At 48.7% G+C, this 19315-nt stretch carries 15 protein-coding genes; 5 read left to right on the top strand and 10 right to left on the bottom strand.

Annotation, left to right across the window (positions count from 1 at the left end):
* Positions 1 to 612 precede the first annotated feature (612 nt).
* The 3 genes from gcvP to gcvT form a co-directional block, all read right to left on the bottom strand.
* A complete protein-coding gene (gcvP, locus tag H6995_15450) occupies positions 613 to 3510 on the bottom strand; it encodes an aminomethyl-transferring glycine dehydrogenase (protein ID MCP5216397.1) in 2898 nt (965 codons plus the stop codon).
* Positions 3511 to 3598: 88 nt separating this feature from the next.
* On the bottom strand, positions 3599 to 3976 hold the full coding sequence (gene gcvH, locus H6995_15445) for a glycine cleavage system protein GcvH (protein ID MCP5216396.1): 378 nt from the start codon (positions 3974 to 3976) through the stop codon (positions 3599 to 3601).
* An 81-nt stretch (positions 3977 to 4057) separates the two neighbouring features.
* A complete protein-coding gene (gene gcvT / locus H6995_15440) occupies positions 4058 to 5200 on the bottom strand; it encodes a glycine cleavage system aminomethyltransferase GcvT (GenBank protein ID MCP5216395.1) in 1143 nt (380 codons plus the stop codon).
* A gap of 144 nt (positions 5201 to 5344) precedes the next feature.
* Between gcvT and H6995_15435 the strand changes: the two genes are divergently transcribed.
* Both H6995_15435 and H6995_15430 read left to right on the top strand, forming a co-directional pair.
* Positions 5345 to 6196, top strand: a complete 852-nt coding sequence (locus H6995_15435; GenBank protein ID MCP5216394.1) for a LysR family transcriptional regulator — start codon at positions 5345 to 5347, stop codon at positions 6194 to 6196.
* Positions 6197 to 6202: 6 nt separating this feature from the next.
* Positions 6203 to 6715 carry a shikimate kinase gene (locus H6995_15430; protein MCP5216393.1) on the top strand — a complete coding sequence of 171 codons (513 nt, stop codon included), beginning with the start codon at positions 6203 to 6205 and terminating at the stop codon, positions 6713 to 6715.
* Positions 6716 to 6864: 149 nt separating this feature from the next.
* Here the strand turns inward: H6995_15430 and H6995_15425 are convergent, their stop codons facing one another.
* From H6995_15425 to H6995_15410, 4 genes are all read right to left on the bottom strand, one after another.
* Positions 6865 to 8205: a sodium:alanine symporter family protein gene (locus tag H6995_15425; GenBank protein ID MCP5216392.1), complete on the bottom strand. Its 1341-nt coding sequence runs from the start codon at positions 8203 to 8205 to the stop codon at positions 6865 to 6867.
* A 138-nt stretch (positions 8206 to 8343) separates the two neighbouring features.
* On the bottom strand, positions 8344 to 9600 hold the full coding sequence (locus H6995_15420; GenBank protein MCP5216391.1) for a serine hydroxymethyltransferase: 1257 nt from the start codon (positions 9598 to 9600) through the stop codon (positions 8344 to 8346).
* A 424-nt stretch (positions 9601 to 10024) separates the two neighbouring features.
* A complete protein-coding gene (locus H6995_15415) occupies positions 10025 to 11356 on the bottom strand; it encodes an MFS transporter (GenBank protein MCP5216390.1) in 1332 nt (443 codons plus the stop codon).
* A 74-nt stretch (positions 11357 to 11430) separates the two neighbouring features.
* A complete protein-coding gene (locus H6995_15410) occupies positions 11431 to 12039 on the bottom strand; it encodes an HAD-IA family hydrolase (protein MCP5216389.1) in 609 nt (202 codons plus the stop codon).
* 196 nt (positions 12040 to 12235) lie between these two features.
* Here H6995_15410 and H6995_15405 point away from each other — a divergent pair, with 196 nt between their 5' ends.
* The 3 genes from H6995_15405 to H6995_15395 are packed head-to-tail and all read left to right on the top strand — an operon-like array spanning position 12236 to position 14551.
* A complete protein-coding gene (locus H6995_15405; protein MCP5216388.1) occupies positions 12236 to 12631 on the top strand; it encodes an acyl-CoA thioesterase in 396 nt (131 codons plus the stop codon).
* Position 12632: 1 nt separating this feature from the next.
* Positions 12633 to 13184, top strand: coding sequence for a TRAP transporter small permease subunit (locus H6995_15400; protein MCP5216387.1), 552 nt, complete (start codon positions 12633 to 12635; stop codon positions 13182 to 13184).
* A complete protein-coding gene (locus H6995_15395) occupies positions 13184 to 14551 on the top strand; it encodes a TRAP transporter large permease subunit (protein ID MCP5216386.1) in 1368 nt (455 codons plus the stop codon). The genes H6995_15400 and H6995_15395 overlap by 1 nt, the downstream gene beginning before the upstream one ends.
* A gap of 251 nt (positions 14552 to 14802) precedes the next feature.
* Here H6995_15395 and H6995_15390 read toward each other — a convergent pair whose 3' ends face one another.
* The 3 genes from H6995_15390 to uvrD all read right to left on the bottom strand — a co-directional run bounded on the left by H6995_15390 (position 14803) and on the right by uvrD (position 19280).
* Entirely contained in the window at positions 14803 to 15639 is an 837-nt protein-coding gene (locus H6995_15390) for a hypothetical protein (protein ID MCP5216385.1), read from the bottom strand.
* A gap of 160 nt (positions 15640 to 15799) precedes the next feature.
* Entirely contained in the window at positions 15800 to 16906 is a 1107-nt protein-coding gene (locus H6995_15385) for a TRAP transporter substrate-binding protein (protein MCP5216384.1), read from the bottom strand.
* A 196-nt stretch (positions 16907 to 17102) separates the two neighbouring features.
* Positions 17103 to 19280 (bottom strand): DNA helicase II, encoded by a 2178-nt coding sequence (uvrD, locus tag H6995_15380; protein ID MCP5216383.1) that lies wholly within the window; start codon positions 19278 to 19280, stop codon positions 17103 to 17105.
* Between the last annotated feature and the right edge of the window lie 35 nt (positions 19281 to 19315).

Below are 19315 nucleotides of genomic sequence, written 5' to 3'. Positions count from 1 at the left end.
ACTTAATGGTAGAACAAAATGGGGGCGGATCTGGTTTTCTATGCTAACCCCATCAGAACCCGCTTCTAGGCGCTACGACCGGGTTGGATGCTTAATCAAAATTTAATCGGTAAATATGACCAGCTTTATTTGGCGCTATCACTGCAGCCAGCTCATGCCTGTAGATTTACGTTTAGTTTAGAGGCCGATCCACGACAAACATTGAGCAAGGGGGCGGGGTGTCTGAAATACAGGAAATCCAGCTAAATTTGCAGGGTTAGCTCAGGGTTACTTCGTTTCGACTATAGAAGCCCATCTACGAAGAAAAGAAAGACCACTTATGGACTTCCGGGCTAGGGCGTCATTTGGCCTCAGAGAAGATTCCCGCCAGGTTGCTTCAACTAATTGGGGGGGAGGTTCTGTATAAAGCTGTTATTTGGGCTGCTACGATAAGCAATCTAGAAAACGCTTTGAAATGTGGCTAGCGAGCATCAAGTGCGTATATTTTTGTTAGCAAAAATGGGCCTCTCAGCGCATTTGTTGACAAATCCAAGAATTCACAATCTTTATTAAATTCACAATCTTAGAAATGCGATTCACAAACTTTATTTAAATCCGACAACAATCTACATGTTATTCATATTCTGCAATGACGGGGCAAGAGCAAATTAAATTTCGGTCGCCATAGACATTGTCCACTCGGCCCACGGGCGACCAATATTTGTTCACCCTTAAAGTTGGCACGGGATAAGCCGCCTGTTCGCGGCCATAGGCATGAACCCAATCATTGGCGACTAAAACCTGGGCGGTGTGTGGAGCGTTTTTGAGCGGATTATCCTCTGCATTGGCTTCGCCGCGCTCTATTGCACGAATCTCTTCACGGATGCATATCATCGCCTCGCAAAACCGATCCAGTTCAGCTAAAGACTCACTCTCAGTCGGCTCAATCATCAAGGTTCCCGCCACTGGAAACGACATGGTCGGGGCATGAAATCCGAAATCAATCAGTCGTTTAGCGACATCATCTACTGAAATACCACTGCTTTCTTTAATGGGTCTTAAATCAATAATGCACTCGTGTGCTACGCGCCCGTTAACACCGGTATAGAGCACCGGGTAGTGATCCTGTAACCTGACAGCTAAATAATTCGCATTGAGAATGGCAACTTCAGTCGCCTGCCGTAACCCGCTCGCACCCATCATTTTAATATACATCCAACTGATGGGTAAGATTCCTGCGCTGCCCCAAGCCGCCGCAGAGACCGGGCCAACCGTAAATTGTTCGCCATTTTTGGCTAAGGTTTCGTGCCCCGGCAGGAACTTCGCCAAATGCTTACCAACCGCCACCGGACCAACACCGGGACCGCCGCCGCCATGTGGAATACAAAAAGTTTTATGCAAATTTAAATGCGACACGTCGCCCCCAAACTGACCCGGTTGGCACAGCCCAACCATCGCATTCAGATTAGCACCATCCATATAAACCTGGCCGCCCTGTTCGTGAGTGATGCGGCAAACCTCTTTGATTTGGTCCTCGAATACACCGTGTGTCGACGGGTAGGTGACCATAATGGCGGCAAGATTTTCGCTATGCTGTTCAGCTTTAGCCTTGAGATCGTTTAGGTCAACGTTACCCCGTTCATCGCACTTGACTACCACAACTTTCATATCACACATTTGCGCCGATGCGGGGTTGGTACCGTGTGCCGAGCTGGGAATCAGACAGATATTTCGATGCCCGTCGCCCCGGCTTTCGTGATATGCCTTAATCGCCAACAATCCAGCGTATTCACCTTGTGAGCCAGCATTGGGCTGTAAGGAAACCGCGTCATAACCGGTTACTACGCAGAGCATTTGCTCTAACTCCGTGGTTAATTGCAAATAACCGGCGGCTTGATCTGGCGGCACAAAAGGGTGAATGTGCGCGAACTCAGGCCAGGTGATGGGCAGCATTTCCGCCGTAGCATTCAACTTCATGGTACATGAGCCTAACGGAATCATAGCTCGATCCAGGGCAATATCCTTGTCCGCCAAGTAACGCAAATAACGCATCATCTCTGTTTCGGAGTGATAGCGATTAAAGCATTCATGCTGTAGTACGGCACTCGTGCGCTGGAACTGCTGTGGTAAGGCTACTAATACCTGAGACTGAATTTCATCCACATCAAAGGCAACCTTTTGACCAAGGGCAAATATCTCCCATAAACGCTCGATATCCTGCGCTTTAACCGTTTCGTCGAGGGAAATGCCCACGCAATTATTGTCTATTTCACGCAAATTTATTTGCTGTGCACGAGCCGCTTGATGTATTTCCTGAGTACTGTCTCCGGTTTCAATGACCAAGGTATCAAAAAAGCTTTGATTGGCTAGGTGCCAACCTAATTGAGTCAGCCCCGCAGCCAGTATCTGGGTGAGTTTATTAACCCTTTGCGCAATGCGGGTTAAGCCCTCCGGGCCATGATATACCGCGTACATGCTCGCCATGACGGCTAACAACACCTGCGCAGTGCAGATATTGCTGGTCGCTTTCTCGCGACGAATATGCTGTTCCCGTGTTTGTAGCGCCAGCCGATAGGCAGGATTACCCTGGTTATCAATCGACAGCCCCACGATGCGTCCTGGAAGGGCGCGCTTAAATTCTTCTTTGGTTGCCATATAGCCTGCGTGCGGACCACCGAAACCGAGCGGAACGCCAAAGCGCTGACTGGAACCGATCGCGACATCTGCGCCCAGCTCGCCGGGCGATTTCAACAACATGAGACTGAGTAAATCAGCCGCCATCACCACGAGGGCTTTATTGGCATGCGCCTGTCCGATGGCGCTACTATAGTCGTAGATTTCACCGGAGGCAGCCGGGTATTGCAGCAGTACGCCAAAACATTCGAGGGTCGCCAAATCAGTTCGATGATCACCCACTACCACTTGAATGCCGATTGGCTTGGCGCGGGTTTTCACTACCTCAATAGTCTGCGGGAAACACTCCTTGGAAACAAAAAAGACAGCACTTTTTGATTTGCTCATACGCTGGCAGAGTGTCATGGCTTCTGCCGCCGCCGTCGCTTCATCAAGCAGCGAAGAGTTTGCCATATTCATGCCGGTAAGATCGGAAATCATCGTTTGAAAATTTAGCAAGGCTTCCAACCGTCCCTGAGAAATCTCCGGCTGATAAGGAGTATAAGCGGTATACCAGCCTGGATTTTCCAAGATATTACGCAAAATGACATTTGGCGTGTAGCAGTTGTAATAACCTTGCCCGATCAACGATTGGTAGAGCTTATTTTTGCTCGCCACCGCCTTCAAATAGGAGAGTGCTTCCTGCTCCGAGCAACTCGCACCAACTGCCAGCGGTTCATCCGAATAAATGGTTGCGGGAACGACCTGTTTGATCAAAGCCGACATGCTATCCAAGCCCAGCTGTTGCAACATTTTTTGCTGCTCTGGTTCACTTGGCCCGATATGGCGCGCTATAAATTCATCGTTTGGCGCTAGCTCGGCCAAACTGCTCTCTTGCTGTGACACCCGTTGCGACATCAACACTACCTATCTAATGACTAAAATGAAACTGGAGCCGAAATCACTCCTGCTTAGTAACGAACTCCTTGATTAATGTTAAAAAAGACTAACACTCATCTTCCACATAAGTGTTGTAGCCTTCTTCATCCAGCCATTCACTATCATCGATAGGAGCATCTATTTTTAACTTAAAAAACCAACCATCTCCCGTTGGATCTTGATTGACGGTATCGGGCGCATCGGCCAGCACCGTATTAATAGCAACCACTGTTCCGGAAACCGGCGAATTGATTTCTCCCGCTGCTTTAACAGATTCGATCACTGCCGCCTCTTCACCCTCTACCAACTCACGACCTTCTTCCGGCAAGTCGACAAATACCACATCACCGAGCTGCTCTTGTGCGTAGTCGGTAATACCAATAGTGACCATCTCACCTTCCACCAATATCCATTCATGCGACTTAGTGTACTTAAGTGTGCTCATTTCAGTTCCTCGTTAAAATATAAATCAATTAATTTTTGTCGGTTGAAGACAACATCTGCCAGACAAGCCAGGAAATACCAGTTACCCACGAAAGTAGTGTTGCGGCACAAATGGCATTTTCACCACCTTTACCGGAATCCGCTTATCCCGCACCAAGGCATGTAGTTCTGTACCTAACTGCGCTTGCTCGTTCGAAACATAGCCCATGGCCACCGCCGCATTGAGCGATGGCGCAAAACCGCCACTGGTTACTCTGCCCACCGGATTTCCATCAGCATCCACCAATTGTGCACCTTCGCGCACGGGCACACGCCCCTCAACCTTAAACCCCACACGCTTTTGCGTTACGCTATTCATCATCTGAGACAAAATTACCTGCGCCCCAATGAAGCCGCCTTCTTTACCCCCACCAGTTCGGCGTGACTTGGAAATGGACCAGCTCAAAGCAGCTTCAATTGGACTGGTCTGGGTATCCAGGTCATGTCCGTAAAGGCACAAACCCGCCTCTAAACGCAGCGAATCACGCGCTCCCAAACCAATTGCCTCGACCTGTTCGAAGGACAAAATCCGCCGCGCAATTTTATCAGCATGTTGCGCCGGAAGCGAAATTTCAAAGCCATCTTCGCCGGTATATCCAGAACGCGTGACATAGGTTCGCACACCCTCCATTTCAACCGCACAACCGGACATAAAAACTAGCTCTGTCGTTGCTGGCGCCAATACCGCCATCACCCCTTTCGCTGCCGGTCCTTGTAACGCCAGCAATGCTTGATCCGACAATGGCTGCAAGTTAATTTGCGGGTCGAGATTGGCACGCAGATGAGCGATATCCTGCTCTTTGCATGCCGCATTGACGACCACAAAAAGCTGATTCTCAGCCCACTTAGTAATAATTAAATCATCCCTGATACCGCCCTCTTCATTGGTGAAAAGCGCATAAGTTTGTTTGTCGATGCCTAAAGCCTCGACATCCACAGGAACCAGTTTTTCCATGGCTTGCGCAACACCGTCACCACTTAATATGAGCTGCCCCATATGCGATACATCAAACAGTCCTGCCTGAGCGCGGGTGTGCAGGTGCTCTTTAATGATGCCCATGCTCTTATACTGAACCGGCATTTCGTAACCAGCAAATGGCACCATTTTGCCACCTAATTCTAAATGCAAACCATGCAGTGGCGTTTGTGCTAACTGACCCTTGGAATTGGTACTTTCAGAACTCATGTTTTAATCCTACCGCAGTAAAATATACGGCCCTTTACGAGGGCCGAGCTTGACGCAAAATAGAGTTATCCTATAGCCTTAACAACAATTTGTTAAATTAATAATAAAAATGCTCGTATTTATATTACAAATGGGACGATCGCTATGAAAAATCTCCCCATGGACGTACTGAGATCCTTTGTTACTGTAGCAGAGCTGCGTGGCTTCACCCAGGCTGGGGAGCTGTTAGGTCGATCACAACCGGCCATTAGCTTGCAAATCAAACGCCTCGAGGACATGCTCGGCTCGCCCCTGTTAAAACGCAGTGGACAACAGTTGGATTTGACTCAACCAGGACGCCAACTTTTTGATTACGCAAAGAAAATTCTATCTCTCAACGATGAGGTGCTGGCACAATTTATAAAACCTGAGGTCAGCGGGCGTATTCATTTTGGGATTCCCAGCGAATTCGCCACCGCACTGCTACCAAAAATTGTTGGCCGTTTTGTACAGTCTTATCCGAGCGTAACTTTGGAAGTGACCTGCGATTTGAGTAAAAATTTATTAAATGCACAATCGGATAGGATTTTTGATCTGGTGCTTGCGCTGCATGACGACCCCAATGCGAAACGCAATGATCGCGTCAAGGTTGAAGAGCTGGTTTGGGTCACTAGCACCGACCACCAGGCCCACCTACAGCCGACCGTACCGCTAATTGCCGCTCCCCAAGGCTGCATCTATCGTAATCGCGGCATTTCTGCGTTAGAAAAGATCAACCAACCTTGGCGCATCGTCTATACCATACCAGACTTAACCGGCATTCAGGCCGCCATTGAAGAGGGCCTTGGTGTCACTGTGTTGGCAAAAAGTACAGTGCCCAACAATTTACAGATTATTAAACCTTCCAATAAATTTCCCAAATTAGGCAAAATCGGTGTTAGCCTCAGCTATCAAAATAAAGCGTCCAATGACGCCATCGCCCGCCTAGTGGAATTTATTAAAACCAGTTTGAGTTAAGCCGCCATGACCAACAACACTCCGCAAAGCATTATTCTGGTTGGCATGCCCGGTGCCGGAAAAAGCACCATTGGCATTCTGCTCGCTAAGGAGCTTGGCCTCGATTTTCTAGATACAGACGTCGCCATTCAGGTGCGAGAAGGCAAAACGCTTCAGCAAATAATGGATGAGTCCAATTATCTCAAATTACGGGATATTGAAGAGCAGGTGCTACTTGCCACTGATTGTCGCGGAAAAGTCGTTGCAACCGGAGGTAGTGCGGTATACAGCGAGGCTGGCATGGCGCACCTGAAAGCCCAGGGCCTGGTGGTATTTTTGGATGTTCCACTTAGCGAGCTGACACATCGCATTCATAACTATGAAAGTCGCGGCATTGCACGTCACCCCAACCAGAGCTTTCCTGACGTCTTTGAGGAACGCTGCCAGTTATACCGCAAATATGCCGACCTAAGTATTTGTTGCGAGCAGCTTTCGCCTGCGGAAATTTTAAACAAAATTATTGCGGCATTACTGCCATAACTAAACATTCCTTGCGGGTGCTAGTTGTTGCTATCGGCAGGTCGTTATCAATAGCAGTGACGCCTTAGTTGTACCTCGAAGAATAATCCGCAGCCACTAGGCCTAATGAAGACTGACGACCCAATATTTCATTAAAGATATTTTGCATATCAACTCGATTTATCCGCAAAATATTCCTTGGAGAGTCGAAAGACGAGAGGACTTAAAAGCATCAGCGCAATCAGGTTTGGGATGGCCATTAAGGCATTAAGCGTATCCGCAATCGCCCACACCAACCCTAATTGAGCAATGGCGCCCAGCGGAATGGCGCTAATCCAAAGAATCCGAAAAGGTAGTATCGCTTTCACACCGAACAAATATTCTGCACAGCGCTCACCGTACACACACCAACCCAGCATGGTAGTAAAGGCAAATAGCGCCAAGCCAATACTGACCACATATTCACCACCAGGCATCCCCAAACTAAAGGCGGATGTAGTAAGCGGCGCACCATTCAGGCCACTACTCCAAACACCCGTTACTACTATAGCCAAACCGGTGATGGTGCAGACACAGATAGTGTCAATGAAGGTGCCAAGCATCGCGATAACGCCTTGACGAACCGGATCATTGGTTCGCGCCGCAGCGTGTGCAATCGGCGCACTACCCAGCCCCGCTTCATTGGAAAATATGCCACGCGCCACCCCTTGGCGCAGCGCCAAAGCAACCACGGCGCCACTAAAACCACCCGTCGCGGCATGTCCAGTAAAAGCACTTTTTACGATTAGTGCAAACGCCGCCGGAATTTCAGACAGATGGATCACCAACACGATCATTCCGGCTGCAATATAAGAAATCGCCATCAAAGGCACTAGCTTACCCGCCACCTGAGCAATGCGTTCTATCCCGCCCAATATGACACTGGCGACTAAAACGGTAATGACAACCGCAGTGAATTCGACCGGAATAGCAAAGGTGCTTTCAAGCACATTCGCCACGGAATTGGACTGTACCGTGTTGGCCAGCCCGAACCCTGCCAACGCGCCAAAGATGGCGAAGGCAGTTCCTAAAAACGTCCACTTCGGTGATAAGCCGTTTTTGATGTAGTACATGGGGCCACCAACATACTGGCCCTTTTCGTCTACCTCACGAAATTTAACGGCCAACACCGCTTCTGCAAATTTGGTCGACATACCGACCAGCGCCGTACACCACATCCAAAACAACGCGCCGGGCCCACCAATCGCAATTGCCGTCGCTACACCCGCTATATTGCCCGTACCAATAGTGGAGGAAAGTGCTGTCATCAGCGCATTGAAGGGTGAAATCTGGCCTTCTTCCTTACTCGACCGACCCTGCCAGAGCATGCGAAACCCATAGCCGAGTTTACGTATAGGCATGAACGCGAGGCCAATGGTCAGATAAACACCCGTGCCCAGCAGTAGCACAATCAACGGTACGCCCCAAAGCACATTGTTGACCTGATCCACGAAGCTCTGCAAAGCATCCATCGATATTTCCTCTGTTATAAAGACCTTTTGTTTTTATTTCTTTCGTTTTAACCCGACATTATTGTCCGGCAAACGCGGCTTACAACATCATTTTTGGCGTTACAAAGTTGCGCATCTCCCTGCCGCCAAGTGGCTACCCTATTTTTTATACACCGGAAAATCACGGCATAAGGCTAGGACTTGCTCGCGCACCCTGGCAATCGTTGCCTGATTACCAATATCATCCAAAACATCACACATCCAGCCCGTCAAACGTTCCACTTCAGCTTCCTTAAAACCACGGGTGGTAATCGCCGGAGTGCCGACTCGCAGGCCGCTGGTAACGAATGGTGATTGTGGGTCTTTAGGTACCGCATTTTTGTTCGCGGTAATGTTGGCACTACCCAATGCGGCATCCGCATCTTTTCCGGTAATTCCTTTATCAATCAGGTCCACCAGCATCAGGTGGTTTTCGGTTCCGCCGGAAACGATATTATAACCACGCTGGATAAATACACTGGCCATCTTCTTAGCATTTTTTACCACCTGCGCCTGATACTCTTTAAAGGACGGCTCCAAGGCTTCTTTAAAGGCAACCGCTTTTGCCGCAATAACGTGCATCAGCGGGCCACCTTGCTGACCGGGAAAGACCGATGAGTTCAGTTTTTTCTCTAGCTCAGGATTAGCCCGCGCCAGAATTAACCCCCCGCGTGGGCCGCGTAATGTTTTATGCGTGGTGGTGGTTACCACATCAGCAATCAGTACCGGGTTAGGATAATGCCCGGTCGCGACCAGACCGGCGACATGCGCCATATCCACCACAAAATAAGCACCAACCATGTCCGCTATATCTCTAAAGCGCTGCCAATCAACAATCTGCGAGTAGGCAGAAAAGCCCGCGATAATCATTTTCGGCTTATGCTCTTTCGCCAGCGCTTCAACCTGATCGTAATCAATTTCACCCGTATCCTCGTTGAGGCCGTACTGAATGGAGTTATAAATCTTGCCGGAAAAGTTAACTTTTGCACCGTGGGTTAGGTGCCCACCGTCCGCCAAGCTCATACCCAAAACGGTATCATGCGGTTGTAACAATGCCATATAGACTTCGGCATTGGCTTGCGAACCAGAGTGAGGCTGCACATTCGCGTAATCCGCGCCGAACAACTCTTTAGCACGTTCAATCGCCAACTGTTCTGCAACATCCACATATTCACAGCCACCATAATAACGTCGCTGTGGATAACCCTCGGCATATTTATTGGTTAATACGCCTCCCTGAGCTTCCATTACACGTGGACTCGCGTAGTTTTCTGAGGCAATTAATTCGATGTGCTCTTCTTGCCTTCGCTCTTCATCTTGAATAGCGCCGAACAACACGGGATCAAAATCAGAAATTTTATCGGCAGAACTAAACATCTTTTACTCCTGGCAGAAAATCAAGGACACCCTTTCGGAAACTCAGGGTATTAGGCGACGCGCCCGACAGAAAAGAGCACCATCCTATAGCCTTAACTTTAATTTGTTAAATTAATAATAAAAATATACACATTTGAAATTTAAATGCTTTTCACACGACAAGCATTTCACACTTCCTAGGCTTCGGTGCAGCGTGCCATGCCCCTTGGCTACAATCTGGAAAAAGGGCGTTATTTTAACCGAAAATCAGGCGCATTTGTCACTTAAACTTGGGGAAATTTAGGGCTTCTTCTCTAATTATAAATAACGCACAAAAACTCCATATACTCGATAAAATTGAGATTTTTTACGCCACTAAAATCCATATTAATTTAAAATATTAAAAATATTTTTATACAAAACCCCACATAAAAGATAACCAAAATTAGGCAACTTGCTCCGTCAACGTTCTGGTTTTCTGCGATCTGTGCAAGGCATAGGTAGAGAGCATCGCAAACACTAATGGCAATGCCAGCAATAAGAAATAATCCGCTTGCTCCCAGCCGATTCCAATTAAAACTCCCGCTACGTTAGGCCCAAGAATAGCGCCCAGACGTCCAATACCAATACCCCAACCTAAGCCCGTATTGCGCAGAGTGGTCGGATACAAACCTGCAGCTGCCGAATAGAGCCCGATCATACCGCCAATGGTGAAAAATCCGAGCACAAAGGCAAGTACCAGCAACACTGTTGCTGACGCATCGATCAACGCAAAAGCAACCATGCTCAAGGCCGCCAACAGAAAAAAGCCTATAATTAACCGGTACAGCCCAAACCGCTCGGAGAAATAACCGAGTAGCAACATGCCCAACAGACCTCCGGCATTAAGCGATGCCCCGACTAAAATACCCTGGTCTTTCGGCAAACCGGCGTTGACGATTATTTGTGGCGTCCACAATAGCAAGAAATAGAGCGTAAGCATGCTCATAAAGAAACTCAACCAAAGTAGCAGTGTGTTGGTCTTAAGACTCGGCGAAAGTATTTGACTAATACTTGCCGGCGGTGGCGCTTTTCCCGTTAAAGTTGGCAACTCAGTTATCATGCTGTGCCCCAACCGGGACAATACCCGATTAACTTGCTGTAGCGCATTAGCTGGTCGTTGTGCCATTAAAAAATGTAGTGACTCAGGCATAAATAACAGCACCACCGCCACCATTACCAAGGTTGAGAGCCCACCGAGAATAAAAACCACCTGCCAACCAAAGGCTGGAATGAGTGGAGCTGCAATCAATCCTCCCGCTAAAGCCCCTATCGGATAACCACTCTGCAAAAAGCTGATAGCAAAATTACGGCGTCGATCCGATGAGTATTCGGCCACCATAGTATTCAAACTGGCCAACAATCCGCCGACGCCCAGCCCAGTAATCACCCTCACTATAACCAGTAAAACGACGGAATTTACCAGCGCGGTACCCACCATGGCAAACCCAATAACGGCGAGACACCACAGAATAATTTTACGTCGCCCAAAACGATCCGCTAACGGCGCGATAAACAACGCGCCTAATGCCATCCCCGCTAATCCCGCGCTCAACACAATACCGAGCTTTTCCGGTGCTAACTGCCACTCCTCGCTGATAGTCGGCGCAGCATAAGCAATCGCCAAGACATCAAAACCATCCAACATATTAATCAACCAACAGATCAGTATTATACCAATCTGTAACGACTTCATCTGGCCCTGGCTAATAGACTTTATTAAATCTGCTTGCTGCATAACCCTAATTACCTTTTGTTATTATCCTTCATAAACCCAGCCCAAAGACGACTAAAAATACAGTGCCCCAGCGGCTAGAACGCTATAGTTCTTATTAGCAGTTGATGTAAATCAGATAAATCCCGCACCGCCAGATCGGTATACTCTGGCCAAGGAAACCTTTCCGTCGTGTCCATGTGTACCGCTGCCACACCCGCTGCCCGTGCACATTGCAAATCATAGAGATAATCCCCAACCATCAAGGCCTGCCCCATATCTGCCTCCCAATGATGCAACAATTTGTAAATCCCTTTGGGACTTGGCTTGGGCGCAACTTCATCCCGACCCAACACATGCAGTGTTTCAAAATATTGACTTAGGCCGATGGCCTCAAGAGCAACATGGGCGTTAGTTTTGGAATTACGCGTCAGCACCCCCATGTGCACACCCTGTTCCGCCAGCCCCCTAACTAATTCAGCGGCACCCACTGAGGGCTTGGCTGTGCTCGCCAGACCAATCTCTATTTCATCCAACTTTTTTTGTTTTATTAGCGCATCTTGCTTCGACAATCGACTAAGATGCAGCAAAATATCGGCATCAGGTGGAATTTCCAATTCCGCCTTTATTGCCTTAAAATCATGTTGTGGCAGAGTTAGCGTGCCATCCAGGTCGAAAATCCAGAAACGCCTAATTAATATACTGATATTTTTCAAGAATACTTACTCAGCTAACAGGTGTAGGCTTAGCATTAATGCAAGCCACACGTTATTCTTACTGACCAGAAAAATCAACGTAACAACGTCGCTAATTTAGGATTAAAGCAAATCGGTAATTTCATTTTAACTTTCACGTATTTATAATCACCGCACCAAAACTCACTACTACTCTAAGAATGGCACGATGGATATTGACGACAACAACCCTAAACCTTCCGGTGAACTCGCACTTCGAACTTACGCTTTACCCAATGACACTAACGCGCATGGTAACATTTATGCGGGCTGGATAGTCTCGCAGATGGACTTAGCTGCCTCAATTGCCGGTGAAAAAACAACTCGCAGCAGAGTAGTGACCGTCGATATCGGTCAAATGGATTTTGTTTCTCCCGTGAAGGTAGGTTCAGTAATAGACATATACGCCACGATCACCGAAATCGGCAGATCCTCCTTAACCATCCAGGTCGAAGTCTGGGCGCACAAGTACGACGAAACGGACTTTCACAAGGTAACGGATGCACAATTTGTCGTGGTATCGGTAGACCAGCAAGGCCGCGCGCAAAGCATCAACCAAAATTAATATGGCCTTCAGCAGCGCCTGCCGAACCTTTATTAAAGGTGTCGAGTGTCTCAATGAAATGCTCGGTCGCAGTGTAGCTTGGCTGACCTTAGCACTGGTCTTACTGACCTTTCTCATTGTCGTTTTGCGCTATTTGTTCAATGTTGGCTCAGTAGCGCTCCAAGAATCATTACTCTACCTACACAGTCTCATATTTCTGATGGGTGCCGCCTACACCCTGCGCCACGACAGCCATGTCCGGGTGGATATTTTTTACCGCCCAATGTCGGCACGAAACAAAGCCTGGGTCGACCTGTTCGGCGCAGTGTTTTTACTGATCCCTTGCTGCCTATTTATCTTTACTATCTCCTGGGAATACGTTGCCAGCTCTTGGTCTTACTACGAGGGCTCTCGAGAATCCGGCGGCATAGATGCTATCTTTGCCTTAAAAACGCTACTCCTTATCATGCCCGCAACGGTTCTACTGCAAGGTCTTGCACAATCAATGCGCAGCCTCTTGATCCTTACTGGGCAGATTGATCCCGATAATCCACCACCAGCGACGTCAACCTAATGGAATTCATGTCGCTGGCACTATTCATCGCCGTTATACTTATTTTAATCGCTGGTTATCCTGTCGCCTTCTCGTTAGCGGGAACCGGTCTTCTCTTCGCGTTCATTGGAATAATGACCAGCAGTTTTGACCCGGCCTTTTTAGAAGCCGTGCCCAACCGTATTTTCGGCATCATGACCAACGACGTGCTAGTCGCCGTACCCTTGTTTGTTTTTATGGGCGTGATGCTGGAAAAGTCCAACGTCGCCGAAGAACTGCTTGATACCATGTCGTCATTATTTGGAAAATTGCGCGGCGGGCTGGGCATTTCCGTGACGCTGGTGGGCATGCTGATGGCCGCCAGCACTGGCATCGTCGGCGCAACAGTCGTCACCATGGGATTGCTATCGCTGCCAACCATGTTGAAACGAGGCTATGATATACCACTCGCCACCGGCACTATTTGCGCGGCTGGCACGCTAGGCCAGATTATTCCACCCTCCATTGTGCTGGTCTTACTCGGCGACGTTATGTCTTCCGCTTACCAACAAGCACAGCTCGACATGGGCATCTTTTCTCCGGAGACCGTTTCCGTGGGCGATCTTTTTTTAGGCGCACTCATCCCCGGCCTGCTGCTGGTATTTCTCTATATTCTCTATATCTCGCTAGTCGCTCTCTGTAAGCCTGCCGCCGCACCCGCACACCCAGAAGAGGCACTAGGCAACACCTCAATCTTACATATTTTAAAAGCACTTGCCCCACCCTTACTCCTGGTGGTGCTTGTACTTGGCTCCATACTGGTTGGGCTGGCAACCCCTACCGAAGCCGCCTCAGTAGGAGCAGTAGGTGCCATGTTATTGGCCTACATCAAGGGAAGCTTTAACCTGCCAATGCTACGTGAAGTGATGCGCTCCACCACGCAAGTCAGCAGCATGGTCTTTATGATTCTGATAGGTGCCGCAATATTTTCATTGGTGTTTAGGGGGTTCGGCGGCGACGACCTGGTACGCGAATTCCTCAGCGATCTGCCCGGTGGCGTAATGGCCGCGATGATCGTCGTGATGCTAGCTATGTTTTTTCTCGGTTTCTTTCTCGACTTTATCGAAATCACCTTCGTGGTCGTGCCCATCGTCGCCCCAATTCTGCTGATCATGGGCCTCGATCCCGTCTGGCTCGGCATTATGATTGCCATTAACCTGCAAACCTCCTTCCTGACACCACCCTTCGGCTTCGCGTTGTTTTACCTAAGAGGTGTCGCTCCCGAATCCGTCGCCACCAGCCAGATTTACCGCGGAGTGATTCCTTTCATCGCGATACAACTTGTGATGCTGACGATGATTGCCTATTGGCCACAATTGGTGACCTGGTTGCCGGGGAAGGTTTTTTAGGGGTTGCTATGACGTTAGATATTGAAAATTAAAACAAATACATCGCTAAGATAGAAGTTAATTAAAGTCGTTTATGATCGGCTAATCTCATTGAAATGTCTGTACGAAGAACTAACATGTTGAGCGTAGTGGTAGGAAGGGATTCAGCGCTTCAACATTACCGAAACTTACATGACAAGCCGGGAGCCTCGGCCTGTTGAGAAAAGACAACGGCTCTCGAAAGAGCCGTTGAATGGATTTTATACTATACCCTAGCTCATCTTCCGTCTAGCTAGACCTATAACGCCTATTAAACCAACGCTAAACAACCATATAGTCGCTGGAACCGATACCGTGCTGATTCCCCCTAGGGCCTCATCGGATGCCGTGATCTTGAAGTTGTCAAATACTGCGTAACCGCCTTGTAGTAAATCTACCTGCAAAGTCACATTACCATTCGTCGAGAGCCTCGTGTCAAAGGCAAACACCCCATGCGTCCAGTCGAGCACATCTTGTGCCGACAATTTTCCAATCAGTTCTGCTGAATCTAATACAGTGCTTAACCCCGAGCCTGTGGTTGAAGTGCCCGATGGATTATCAAAAAGAGTAAACTTAAACTTCGGTAAATCCCCATTCACAAATGGGCCGCCGGGACCATCTAGCCCTAAGCTTGAAATATCGATAGCGAAATTGAAAAAGTCGTAGCTACCGATATTGAAGGACAAACCAAGTAAATCATTTTGTACATGCGATAACATTCCGATGGCATAATTTCCTCCCGTATTCGTTGAATCCGAATACCCAGTTCCAAATGCCTGGCCACCAGTCAACAGCGCAGTTTCAACGGTAAAATTTTGCGCAAAAGAAAAGCTCACTGGCTGACCGCCATATAAAGTATTCACTGATTGCTGTGACAGATCCTTGTAACCACTGCCGGAACCATTCACAAACCCTACTGGCGACTCAAAGTTCTGATCGTAGATGGTAATAGTGGTGGCGTTTGCAGCTGTCGGCATTGCCAAAATTGTAGCTACCAGAAGAGCTCCCGTATAAACAACCGAAAGAAAACGGTTGGTTTGATTAATTCCCATCATTAGTTCCCTTTTCATAATTAATTCCCGCCAGCCTTGGAATGAAGCCAAGCAACATACAATATGCATGCCATTATCACCATCTCGATAAGTATCAATGACCTATGTGATGTAGATTATGGGGGAGAGAATCCGTTTGTAAATTATCCTGACATTCGACTGAATATAACAACCCAAGTTAATGCTCTTCCCGAGCCTCAAAATACGCCTGCTCAGAAATCCGGTGCCAGTTAACCACTTGCTGATTAAAGGCTTTAAAAGAATCATAAACTTTCTGGGTAAGTGGATCCTTAGCCGCTTCCTCGGCGAGCACCTGACTGGAGATTTCACGCAATTTGCGTAGCACTTCATCGGGGAATTTACGTACTTGCACTCCGTGTTCTTCCACCAGGGTTTTCAGCGCCCGGTTATTTTCGGCGGTGTAATTGGCCAACATATCCATATGTGTCGCTTTGGCGGCTTCCCGTACGATAGCTTGCAAATCAGCGGGCAGAGCGTCGAAGGCATTTTTATTAACCATCGCTTCGAGAATCGGGCCAGGTTCCTGCCAGCCAGGGTAATAGTAATATTTAGCCACCTTGTGCAACCCGAACGCCAAGTCGTTATAAGGCCCAACCCATTCGGTAGCATCCAGTGCGCCGGTTTGCATTGATGGGAAAATTTCTCCTCCCGGCACTAGCACGGACACGCCTCCGGCCCGACTAAATACTTCACCGCCTAAACCGGGAATCCGCATTTTCAGGCCTTGCAGGTCTTTGAGGCTGTTGATTTCCTTGTTAAACCAGCCACCCATTTGAGTGCCGGTATTACCCGCCGCCAGAGGGATCAAACCGAAGGGCGCGTAAACTTCCTCCCATAGCTCCATACCTCCGCCATAATAGAGCCAACCGGCCATTTCCTGGGCGTTCATACCAAAGGGCACGGCGGTAAAGAATTGTGCAGCAACCGATTTCCCTTTCCAGTAGTAGGCCGCGCCATGACCAATTTCCGCGGTGCCGCGCGACACCGCATCAAAGACTTCCAGCGCTCCGACTAATTCATTCGCGCCATAAACCTTCACCTCAAGACGACCGCCACTCATTTCAGTAATGGCTTTCGCCATATAGTTAGCACCGGTTCCCAGCCCCGGGTAATTCTTTGGCCAGGTGGTTACCATTTTCCATTTGATTACTTGCTGTGGTTGTTGCGCGGAGTTCGCTCCATTATTGGCCGCCCCGTTTTGGCCGCCGCAGGCAACCAGACTGGCCATAAGTGCAATGATTATTAACGATTTTATTTTTTTCATGACGCCACCCTTTTGTCGATTCTTTTTATGCAAAGGATTCTTAAGTTATACCGTAATTCTCAGCAAGCTATTGAGTATTGGCAATGCCCGTGAAACCCTCGTTCTAAGCTCATCCACATAATGCGGCTAATACCCATAGAGCATAAACGAGCCGAACTTACCAACCGTCTTACCACATGAATGATAACCGCAGAAACTAAATGGCCTCCAGCTTGGCATAACCCACCACCAACCACTTCGCACCTTTCTGGTCAAAGTTCACCTGCACCCGAGCCTGCGCGCCTTGCCCTTCGTAATTGAGCACGACACCTTCACCAAATAGGGAGTGATTTACTCGTTGCCCTAAATGGAACTCGGTGTTGGGTATGGCCTGGCCGGAAAAATTGGCTCCCTTCGCTTCCCGGCTAAAACTGACGGGACGAGTAATTTTACTCTGTAAGCGAATTTCATTAAGTAACTCGGCTGGAATTTCTCGAATAAAGCGGGAAGGGCGGTTCATGGTTTCCGTGCCGTGCATACGTCGGTTTTCAGCATGGGTAATATAGAGCTTCTCCATGGCGCGGGTGATACCGACATAGCACAACCGCCGCTCCTCCTCCAAACCATTGGGGTCTTCCATCGACATCCGATGCGGGAATAATCCTTCCTCGACACCGGCTAAGAATACCAGCGGGAATTCCAAGCCTTTGGCGGAATGCAAGGTCATCATCTGCACACAATCATCATGTTCTTCTGCCTGCGCTTCCCCGGCATCCAAGGCCGCCTGCGCAATAAATGCGTTCAGCTCGGATATATCTTCATCTGCTTCAAATTGGAATTCACGCGTGGCGCTGACCAGTTCTTCCAGGTTTTCCACCCGTGCCTGGCCCTTTTCGCCCTTTTCCTGGCGGTGGTATTCCAACAAACCACTCATTTGCACCACATGATCGGTTTGTTCGTGCAAGGCAAGTCCTTGGGTCTGTTGGTCAAGTTGATTAATAAGGTCAGTAAAGCCCTCCAGCGCTGCCGCTGCGCGGGCCGTAATTTGTTTAGAGGCAATCAGCTGCTGGACCGCTTGCCATAAGGATGTTCCTTTTGTGCGCGCTTCGACGCGCATCAGATCAACGGTTTTCCCACCAATGCCGCGGGTTGGCACATTAATCACTCGCTCCAGTGCCGCGTCGTCATCTCGATTCGAGATCAACCGCAAATAGGCAAGGGCATTGCGTATCTCCAAACGGTCGTAGAAACGCTGACCGCCATACACACGATAAGGTATGCCGGAGCGCAGCAAAGATTCCTCTAATACCCGCGATTGTGCATTGGAGCGGTACAACACAGCGCAGTCACGATAGGCTCGCCCCTGTTTAAAGTCATCCTGAATAATGCCCACAATAAAGCGTGACTCGTCAATTTCGTTGAATCCGGCGTAGAGGGAAATCGGTTCACCCTCATTGCCATCCGTCCAAAGCTCTTTGCCTAGCCGCCCCATATTGTTGGCAATCACGCTGTTCGCCGCATTCAAAATGGTGCTGGTGGAGCGGTAGTTTTGCTCCATCCGAATGGTGCGGGTTTGCGGAAAATCCTTGGCGAATTTATGAATATTTTCAATTTTCGCACCACGCCAACCATAGATTGACTGATCGTCATCACCCACCACAGTGATCCGGTTCTGATCTCCCGCCAACACTCTTAACCAGGCATATTGAATGGTGTTGGTGTCCTGAAACTCATCAACCAGCACATGCTGAAAACGCTCCTGATAATGCTTTAAAACCTGCGGTTTATTCAGCCAAAGTTCGTGGGCACGCAATAACAGCTCTCCAAAATCCACCATACCGGCATTATTGCAAGTCTCTTCATAACCGGCATAAACCGCGCGCATCGTTTTACTGTAGGGGTCCAACTGTTCCGGGACAAAGGCGGCGCGCAGCCCTTCATCCTTTTGCGCGTTGATAAACCATTGCGCCTGCTTCGGTTGCCAGCGGCTGTCATCAATATTGAGGTTACGCATGACGCGCTTCACCACCCGCAACTGATCGTCGGAATCGAGAATTTGAAAATTCTGCGGTAAATTCGCATCCTGCCAATGCGCCCGCAGCAAACGATGCGCCAACCCGTGAAAGGTTCCTACCCACATGCCCTGTACCGACATGCCCAACAATTCTTCAATACGGTTACGCATTTCTCGTGCGGCTTTATTGGTAAAGGTCACTGCTAAAATGCTATGCGGCGAAATGTTTTCGGTTTGAATCAGCCAGGCGATACGCCGTACCAAGACACGAGTTTTGCCGCTACCTGCACCCGCCAAGACCAGCGCACTGGCTTCACAAGGCAGACTGATCGCTTCACGTTGCGCGTCGTTAAGGGAGTCGAGAATGTAAGTTACGTCCATACTAATACTGTCAAATTTGCCATTAGCGCGATCGG

It is taken from the genome of Pseudomonadales bacterium, assembly GCA_024234615.1.
In the GTDB taxonomy this organism is placed as follows: Bacteria; Pseudomonadota; Gammaproteobacteria; order Pseudomonadales; family IMCC2047; genus JAJFKB01.
Note: the sequence above shows the minus strand (reverse complement) of the source record. Positions and strands in the feature narration are given on the sequence as shown.

What these genes read in the sequence shown, in the direction of transcription:
- gcvP (MCP5216397.1), bottom strand. Translation starts at nt 3,510, where the DNA reads ATGTCGCAACGGGTGTCACAGCAAGAGAGCAGTTTGGCCGAGCTAGCG.
- gcvT (MCP5216395.1), bottom strand. Translation starts at nt 5,200, where the DNA reads ATGAGTTCTGAAAGTACCAATTCCAAGGGTCAGTTAGCACAAACGCCA.
- H6995_15400 (MCP5216387.1), top strand. Translation starts at nt 12,633, where the DNA reads ATGGCCTTCAGCAGCGCCTGCCGAACCTTTATTAAAGGTGTCGAGTGT.
- uvrD (MCP5216383.1), bottom strand. Translation starts at nt 19,280, where the DNA reads ATGGACGTAACTTACATTCTCGACTCCCTTAACGACGCGCAACGTGAA.
- H6995_15395 (MCP5216386.1), top strand. Translation starts at nt 13,184, where the DNA reads ATGGAATTCATGTCGCTGGCACTATTCATCGCCGTTATACTTATTTTA.
- H6995_15385 (MCP5216384.1), bottom strand. Translation starts at nt 16,906, where the DNA reads ATGAAAAAAATAAAATCGTTAATAATCATTGCACTTATGGCCAGTCTG.
- H6995_15405 (MCP5216388.1), top strand. Translation starts at nt 12,236, where the DNA reads ATGGATATTGACGACAACAACCCTAAACCTTCCGGTGAACTCGCACTT.
- H6995_15425 (MCP5216392.1), bottom strand. Translation starts at nt 8,205, where the DNA reads ATGGATGCTTTGCAGAGCTTCGTGGATCAGGTCAACAATGTGCTTTGG.
- H6995_15390 (MCP5216385.1), bottom strand. Translation starts at nt 15,639, where the DNA reads ATGAAAAGGGAACTAATGATGGGAATTAATCAAACCAACCGTTTTCTT.
- H6995_15435 (MCP5216394.1), top strand. Translation starts at nt 5,345, where the DNA reads ATGAAAAATCTCCCCATGGACGTACTGAGATCCTTTGTTACTGTAGCA.
- H6995_15415 (MCP5216390.1), bottom strand. Translation starts at nt 11,356, where the DNA reads ATGCAGCAAGCAGATTTAATAAAGTCTATTAGCCAGGGCCAGATGAAG.
- gcvH (MCP5216396.1), bottom strand. Translation starts at nt 3,976, where the DNA reads ATGAGCACACTTAAGTACACTAAGTCGCATGAATGGATATTGGTGGAA.
- H6995_15430 (MCP5216393.1), top strand. Translation starts at nt 6,203, where the DNA reads ATGACCAACAACACTCCGCAAAGCATTATTCTGGTTGGCATGCCCGGT.
- H6995_15420 (MCP5216391.1), bottom strand. Translation starts at nt 9,600, where the DNA reads ATGTTTAGTTCTGCCGATAAAATTTCTGATTTTGATCCCGTGTTGTTC.